Raw genomic sequence first — 6,226 nt, 5'->3', positions numbered from 1 at the left:
GACTGTGGCGACCTTCGCGACCGGCCCTGAGTCCCGGCCGGGGGCGCGGGGGGCCGCCCGGGCGAGGACGGGGCTCTGCGGGCCCCGCCCGCGGGGCGTCCTGGCTCGACGTCGGCTCGACCCGGACCCGACTGTGGCGACCTTCGCGACCGGCCCTGAGTCCCGGCCGGGGGCGCGGGGGGCCGCCCGGGCGAGGACGGGGCTCTGCGGGCCCCGCCGGCGGGGCGTCCTGGCTCGACGTCGGCTCGACCCGGATCCGACTGTGGCGACCTTCGTCGGCGGCCTTCTGGCGGCGCCGGCGCGGAGCGTCACGGCCCGTCGGGTGCGCGCCACGGAGAGGGCCGACGGGCCGACGGGCGGTGTGGCGGCGGGTCGTTCGGCCGCTCACCCGTCCCGGCGGGGACGCCGACGACGCCGACGGCCGTCGCGTGCGGACGGCCGTGGCCCGGGCAACCGGCCGGGACGGTGTCTGTGCGCGGCCTGCTCTTCGCGGACCGCCGCCCTGGCGCCTCGCGCGCGCTCCGGCGACAGCAGGTCTGTCGGACTCGAGAGGGCGTCAGGCGGTTCACGAGCGTGCGGGCCCAACGTGGCGGGCGGGGAACGGCGATCCGCTGCCCGAAGGAGTTCTGATGGCGTTTTCCGGTGCCCGGCGCGTGCGGCGGGCGGCCCGCGCCCTGGCGGCCTGCGTCTGGCAGTGCCTGGTGGCGGCCGGCGCCGTCCAGATCGCGGGCGAGGCAGCCCGGGCCCGTGCCGCCCGGCTGCTTCAGGCGCCCCCGCCCGGCCATCCCGAGCGTCTGCGTCCGGACCTGCCCCTGACCCCGCTGGAACGGACTCTGCTCAGAGAGCTGGACCTCGCGGACTGACGTGTCCGGCGGCGCGGCGTCAGGCCGCGTACAGGTCGAAGGTGGAGGTGCGCCGAGGACCGGACATCACGTCCAGCTGGGGGTCGACGGCGAGCATCGCCTGGTGCAGCCGCTGCAACTGCGGCGAGGGTTCCACGCCCAGCTCCTCGACCAGACGGCGGCGCAGCCGGTGGTAGACGTCGAGCGCGGCGGCCTGCCGACCGGAGCGGTACAGCGCCACCATGGCCTGCGAGTGCAGCCCCTCGTGCTCGGGGTGCCGGGCGGTCAGGTCCATCAGCTCGGCGGTGACCTCGGTGTGCCGGCCGAGCCGGAGGTCGGCGTCGATGCGGCGTTCCCGGGTGACGAGCCTGCTCTCCTCCAGCCGCATCGCCTCGATCTCCAGCACCGGGCCGACGCGTACGTCGACCAGGGCGGGACCCTGCCACAGGTCCAGCGCCTGGCGGTAGGTGCGGGCCGCCAGCTCGTCGTCCCCCTTCTCGAAGGCCTGCTGGCCCTCCGTGACGAGACACTCGTAGGCGTGGACGTCGACCGCGTCGGCGGGTATCTGCAGCAGGTAGCCGCCGTGCCGGGTGGCCAGCACGTCCTTGGCGGTGCCGGGGGCGCCGGGCCCCATGGCGGTGCCGAGCCGGCGCCGCAGCTGGAGGATGTAGGTCTGCAGGGTGGTGAGGGCGCTCTGGGGGAGGTCGGAGCCCCAGATCTCCTCCATGAGGGTGGGCACGGGCATGACCCGGCCCGGGTAGAGGGCCAGCAGGGCCAGGATCTGGCGCGGCTTCCCGGCCGTCGGGACGATCGACATCCCGTTGACGTCGGCACTCAGTGGACCAAGAACACGAATCTTCATGGCTTCCTCCCCGTACCTCGACGGCTGTTGTCGGTTTCCGATCCGGTGTGCGAATCGGTGCCCGAGGTTCGTCGATATTGCGCCACGCGGGGGCCGTATGCCCTTTCCCGCGACGCATGCACGAGGCGCACCGTATCCCGCCGCAACCCGGCCCTCGGATATCGTCGAGGAATCATCGAGTGACCTTCTTGCGGGCGCCCTTCTGCCGGGGCCTGGCTGACATATCCCTGATGTTCACCTGACCGCCGGAAAAAGGGGGAGCAGGCCGTCTTCTCGGAGCGGACCCGCGCTGTTAGCTTTCCGCGCCATGAAAACCGTCGAGAGCGCGGAGAGCACCGAGACCACGGAAAGCACCGAGAGCACCGAGAGCACCGAGAGCACCGAGATCCTTGGGCGGGACGGCCGGCAGGGTTCGCCCGCGGGCCCGGACCCGCTGACGCGGCAGCTGCTGCGGCTGATGATCGCCTCCCGTGCCCGGGGTGCCGGCCCCAACGCCCCGGCGCCCGGCGCGGAATCGTCGTGCCAGGGCCTGGATGCGGTCGCCGTCATGGAACTGGTCTCCGCCTGGCACCGACGCGGCGTCGAGGTCGGATTCCCCGAGCTGATGACGCGTCCGGTCTCCGGCGGACAAGGCGGCCGCCGGTGATCCGCACACGTCGTACGGGGTGAACTCGAAGAACCCCGCAATTCCGCTGGAGCCGGGGCCGTTTTCTCCCCGCCGTTCGCATGCGGCGTCTATGGTCCGATAGCCGGTGGAATTGCCTCACACCTCTTCCAATTCCCGGCCGGTCGGAACGGGATCACCAGAGGGAGCCATCCATGGAATGCGGTGCGCACTCCTCTACGGTCCTCGGCCGGGAGAGCGAAAGCGTGAGCAGGCACGACGGCACGGGTCCGGAGACGGCCGGGCCTGCGGGCGGGGACGGGGTGCTCTTCCGCATCCTCGGCCCCGTCGAGTTCCACGACGAGCGCACCGGCCGGTGGATCCGCCCTTCGGGGGCCAAACAGCGGGCTCTGCTGGGCGCACTCCTGGTGAAGGCGGGGCAGATCGTCTCCGTCCCCCGGCTCATCGACGAGTTGTGGGGCGGGCATCCGCCCGCGCATGCGGCGAACGCCCTGCAAGCCCATGTCGCCCGGTTGCGCCGGGTGCTGCCGACGGCGCCCGGGACAGCCGGTGAGCCGCGCCACGACCGGGTCGTGACCCGCTCCCTCGGCTATGTCCTGCGGCTGGGCGGGGCCACCACCGACGCCGACCTGTTCAACCGGCTGGCGGCCGAGGGCCGGGCCGCGGCGGTCGGCGATCCCGGACACGGCGCCGGCCTGTTGCGCCGGGCGCTGTCGTTGTGGCGGGGGCCGGCCTTGGAAGGCAGCGTGCGCGGCACCGTCTGCGCGGCCGAGGCGGCCCTGCTGGAGGAGAACCGGCTGACGGCACTGGAGGCGCTGTACGACGCGTGCCTGCGGACCGGCCGGCACCGCGAGATAACGGGCGAGTTGGAGGAACTGACCAGCGATCACCCCGTGCGGGAACGTTTCTACGACCTGCTGATGGTGGCCCTGTACCGCTGCGGCCGGCCGGCGGAGGCCCTCGGCGTCCACGACCGGGCCCGCATGCACCTGGCTCTGGAACTCGGCGTCGAGCCCGGTCCGGTCCTGCGCGGCCGGATGGAGGCGATCCTCCGCCACGACCCGGCGCTCGCGCTGTGCGGCCCCGCCGATCCGTTGCCGGCGGCCGTCCACCACCCCCCGGCCCCCTTGCCGGAGGCCGCGGTCCTGCCCCTCACCGACGAGATCGCCCGCTTGCGGCGTCATGTGGAGCGCCTCACCTGGGAGCAGGAGGCCCTGATCCGCCGCTTCGACCACCTGTCGGCCCTGGCGGCGTCGGCCCGGGTCCGGTGACGGGACCGCCCGCCACCGGGCGGCGCCCGGCGCCCGGCCCGCTCGTGCGGGATGCGGGTCAGCTCACCCGGACCATGGGCTGCCCGATGATCTCCGGGTCGCGGCCCGGGAGGGTCTCGGGGGTGGCCATCAGGATGGAGCGCTGCAGCCGGCTGAGCGTCGCCGACGGCTCCAGGCCCAACTCCCGTACGAGCGTGGTGCGCAGCCGCTGGTAGACGTTGAGCGCGTCGCCACGCCGCCCGGACCGGTGCAGGGCCACCATGAACTGGCCGTGCAGGCTCTCGTGCATCCGGTGCCGGTTGACGAGGACGGTCAGCTCGGACAGCAGCTCGCGGTGGCGGCCGCGGCGCAGATCTGCCTCGATGCGCTGGTCGAGGGCGCACAGCCGGGCCTCGTCCAGGCGCTTGACCTCGAGGCCGATCCGGCTGCCGGCGGTGACGTCGGCGAGTGCCGGGCCGGTCCACAGGGACAACGCCTCGCGCAGCCGCCGTGCCGCGCCGGAGAAGTCGTCGGCGTCCATGGCCCGGTAGCCCGCGCCGGCCTGCTTCTCGAACTCGCGGAAGTCGACCCGGCCGCCACGGGTGTTCAGACGGTAGCCGCCGGGGAGGGTGACCAGGATGTCCTTGGCGGTGACGCCCTTCTCGCCTGCCTGGGCCAGCGCCTCGCCGATGAGCTCCCGCAGCTGCAGCACGTACGTCTGCAGCGTGGTGCGGGCGCTGCGCGGCGGCTCGTCGTCCCACAGCTCCTCGATCAGGGAGGAGACCTGGACCACGCGGTCCGCGTGCAGAGCGAGCAGGGCCAGCACCTGCCGCGGCTTGGGTGCCGTGGGTGTGACGGAGATGCCGTGCTCGCGTACCGACAGCGCGCCCAAAACCTCGATGTCCACTGTCTCCCCCTTCGTCCGGTGCCGGTTGCGTACGGATCCATGCCGTGATGACCACCGCTTGGAAGCTTGGACGGTGCGCCACGGCTTCTGCTTGAGCACGAGTAAAAAACAGCATAGTCGGTTTGTCAATGAGAAGTGAAGATGTCCGAGGACCCCCTCCGCTCCCCGCAGAGCCCGGACTTCCACCGTCCGCAGGCGTCGTGCGGAGGCGCGGGATGCGGGGGTGAGGGCGAGGGGCTGACGCTCGAGCGCCGCCTGAGGACCCTGTGAGACGGTGCGGCGGCGGTGCGGGAGACGCCGGAGGCCGCTGGGACGACGTCAGGAAGTCAGGCGGTCAGGCAGCCAGGAAGTCGGGCAGTCGGGCAGTCAGGAAGTCACGGAGCCAGGGGAGTCCGGGAGTGAGGCAGTCAGGGAGCCAGCCCGAGCCCGGCCAGACGGCCGGGGTCGGTGAGGATGTCGAGCCTGGTGACCCGCCCGTCCCGGATGGGGCAGGTCCGGCCCACGACCGTCGTGAGCCCGGCCCCCAGGTTGCGCACCTCGCTCACATCGGTGCGGCTGAGCTTGAACCACGCCTCCTGGACGGCGTCCTCCGCCTCGGCGAGCGACCCCGGCATCCGGTAGGCCACCGCCCGCAGCCCCGGCCGTTCCGCCTCGAAACGGCCGGCCAGAAATAAGTCCCCGCTCACCTGTCACACCCTCGCGTCCGCATCCGTCGGTCCAGTGACAGACGCTAACCGATCACCAGGAGAGCATCAGATGAACACCGCTGCCACCACCACCACCGCCCGCATGAAGAACCCCGCTCTGGTCCTGCCGGACGCCATGAAGGGCATCCAGAGCATCTACGGCGCCATGTACCAGGGCGGCGTCCCCCCGCAGATCCTCGAACTGGTCCACCTGCGGGCCAGCCAGATCAACGGTTGCAGCGCCTGCGTGTTCGCCGGCGTGGCGGGCGCGAAGAAGCACGGCGAGAGCGACGAACGCCTGCACTCCGTGGCCGCCTGGCGCGAGGCGCCGTTCTTCACCGACGAGGAACGCGCGGCCCTGGCCCTGACCGAGGCCGCCACCCGGATCGCCGACCGCTCCGGCAAGGCCGTCCCGGACGAGGTGTGGAACGACGCCGCGGACCACTTCAACGAGGAGCAGCTCTCCGCGATCATCCTGATGATCAGCCTCACCAACTTCTTCAACCGCATCAACACCACCATCGAGGAGCCCGCCGGCACCACCTGGTGACCGGACGGGCGCCGTCGACCGGCCGACCGGTCGACAGAAGCCGGTGCGGGCGCCGGCGCAGGCGGCGGCCCGCCTGCGCCTGCGCCGGCGGCGGGCCGGCGGGCCGGCGGGCCGAAAAGGCGGCCACCGGGCCCGCCTGCACTCCGTGGCCGCCTAACCACCGGGTCGGCCTGCCACCGGGCCCGGCTGCACTCCGTGGCCGCCTGCCACCGGGCCGGCCTGCCACCGGGCCCGCCTGCACTCCGTGGCCGCCTGCCACCGGGCCGGCCTGCCACCCGGCCGGCCTGCCACCCGGCCGGCCTAACCACCGGGTCGGCCTGCCACCGGGCCCGCCTGCCACCTGCCGCCTGCCGAACCGACTGACCGCCCCGGCGTCTGCTGCGGCAAAGTCTGCGGCCCGCACGAAACGACCGGGCCGGGAACCCGCGGACCCGCGGACCCGGGGACGCGGGGACGCGGGGACGCGGGGACGCGGGGACGCGGGGACGCGGGGACGCGGGGACG

Annotated in this window: 6 protein-coding genes and 1 pseudogene; 4 read left to right on the top strand and 3 right to left on the bottom strand. The window is 73.3% G+C overall.

Features of this window, described 5'->3' with window-relative positions; genetic code table 11:
* The first annotated feature begins 629 nt into the window (after positions 1 to 629).
* A complete protein-coding gene (locus tag ACFVYK_RS23725; RefSeq protein WP_389777305.1) occupies positions 630 to 863 on the top strand; it encodes a DUF6059 family protein in 234 nt (77 codons plus the stop codon).
* A gap of 19 nt (positions 864 to 882) precedes the next feature.
* On the opposite strand, the gene ACFVYK_RS23720 is transcribed toward ACFVYK_RS23725, so the two are convergent.
* A complete protein-coding gene (locus ACFVYK_RS23720) occupies positions 883 to 1,704 on the bottom strand; it encodes a BTAD domain-containing putative transcriptional regulator (RefSeq protein ID WP_389777302.1) in 822 nt (273 codons plus the stop codon).
* Positions 1,705 to 2,011: 307 nt separating this feature from the next.
* On the opposite strand from ACFVYK_RS23720, the gene ACFVYK_RS23715 reads away from it, so the two are divergent.
* Complete coding sequence (locus ACFVYK_RS23715) at positions 2,012 to 2,350, top strand: hypothetical protein (RefSeq protein WP_389777299.1); 339 nt, start codon at positions 2,012 to 2,014, stop codon at positions 2,348 to 2,350.
* 224 nt (positions 2,351 to 2,574) lie between these two features.
* Positions 2,575 to 3,600 carry a BTAD domain-containing putative transcriptional regulator gene (locus ACFVYK_RS23710; RefSeq protein WP_389777296.1) on the top strand — a complete coding sequence of 342 codons (1,026 nt, stop codon included), beginning with the start codon at positions 2,575 to 2,577 and terminating at the stop codon, positions 3,598 to 3,600.
* A gap of 58 nt (positions 3,601 to 3,658) precedes the next feature.
* On the opposite strand, the gene ACFVYK_RS23705 is transcribed toward ACFVYK_RS23710, so the two are convergent.
* Positions 3,659 to 4,486, bottom strand: a complete 828-nt coding sequence (locus ACFVYK_RS23705) for a BTAD domain-containing putative transcriptional regulator (protein WP_389777294.1) — start codon at positions 4,484 to 4,486, stop codon at positions 3,659 to 3,661.
* A gap of 488 nt (positions 4,487 to 4,974) precedes the next feature.
* A pseudogene (locus ACFVYK_RS23700) lies at positions 4,975 to 5,172 on the bottom strand (sigma factor); the annotation flags it as partial.
* Between the two features lie 70 nt (positions 5,173 to 5,242).
* Here ACFVYK_RS23700 and ACFVYK_RS23695 point away from each other — a divergent pair.
* On the top strand, positions 5,243 to 5,722 hold the full coding sequence (locus ACFVYK_RS23695) for a carboxymuconolactone decarboxylase family protein (protein ID WP_389777292.1): 480 nt from the start codon (positions 5,243 to 5,245) through the stop codon (positions 5,720 to 5,722).
* Positions 5,723 to 6,226 lie beyond the last annotated feature (504 nt).

The organism is Streptomyces sp. NPDC058291 (assembly GCF_042880855.1).
Taxonomy (GTDB): Bacteria; Actinomycetota; Actinomycetes; order Streptomycetales; family Streptomycetaceae; genus Streptomyces.
Note: the sequence above shows the minus strand (reverse complement) of the source record. Positions and strands in the feature narration are given on the sequence as shown.

Bases quoted from the DNA above. Each gene is read 5' to 3' on its own strand.
- ACFVYK_RS23725 (WP_389777305.1), top strand. From the start codon at position 630: ATGGCGTTTTCCGGTGCCCGGCGCGTGCGGCGGGCGGCCCGCGCCCTG.
- ACFVYK_RS23720 (WP_389777302.1), bottom strand. From the start codon at position 1,704: ATGAAGATTCGTGTTCTTGGTCCACTGAGTGCCGACGTCAACGGGATG.
- ACFVYK_RS23715 (WP_389777299.1), top strand. From the start codon at position 2,012: ATGAAAACCGTCGAGAGCGCGGAGAGCACCGAGACCACGGAAAGCACC.
- ACFVYK_RS23695 (WP_389777292.1), top strand. From the start codon at position 5,243: ATGAACACCGCTGCCACCACCACCACCGCCCGCATGAAGAACCCCGCT.